Here is a 625-nt window from a genome sequence, read left to right on the forward strand (position 1 = left end):
TCCTCGTTGTAGCGCGACAGCCCCTGCAGGCACGACGGGCAGCTCGTCAGGATCTTCACGTCCGGGCCGTTCGCGCCCGCGGCGGCCGGCGCCGGCGCATCGCCCGCCACCACCGGAATCGCACGCAGCTTCGCCGCGCCCTTGCGGATCTCCTCTTCCTTGCGGAAGCGCACCTGCGTCGACACGTCCGGCCGCGTGACCGCCAGCGTGCCCGACTCCCCGCAGCAGCGATCGTTCTTCTCGATCCTGTAGCCGTCCTTCTCCGCGCCCATCAGCTCGTTGACGAGCTTCACCGGGTCGATCGTCTTGATCGGCGTATGGCACGGGTCGTGATACATGTAGCGCGTGCCCGTCACCCCGTCGAGCTTCATCCCCTTCTCGAGCAGGAACTCGTGGATGTCGATGATCCGGCACCCCGGGAAGATCTTGTCGAATTCATACCCCGCCAGCTGGTCGTAGCACGTGCCGCACGACACCACCACCGTCTTGATGTCCAGATAGTTCAGCGTGTTCGCGACCCGGTGGAACAGCACGCGGTTGTCCGTGACGATCTTCTCGGCCTTGTCGTACTGCCCCGAGCCGCGCTGCGGATAGCCGCAGCACAGGTAGCCCGGCGGCAGCACCG

Annotated in this window: 1 protein-coding gene; it reads right to left on the reverse strand. The window is 66.2% G+C overall.

All coding sequences use genetic code 11. The features are described 5' to 3' along the window. Nucleotides 1-625, reverse strand: a 625-nt coding sequence (locus HWX76_RS36885) for a (Fe-S)-binding protein (RefSeq protein WP_244138081.1), incomplete at both ends; no start/stop codon positions are given.

It is taken from the genome of Burkholderia sp. BCC0398 (genome assembly GCF_902833245.1).
GTDB classification, from domain to species: domain Bacteria; phylum Pseudomonadota; class Gammaproteobacteria; order Burkholderiales; family Burkholderiaceae; genus Burkholderia; species Burkholderia sola.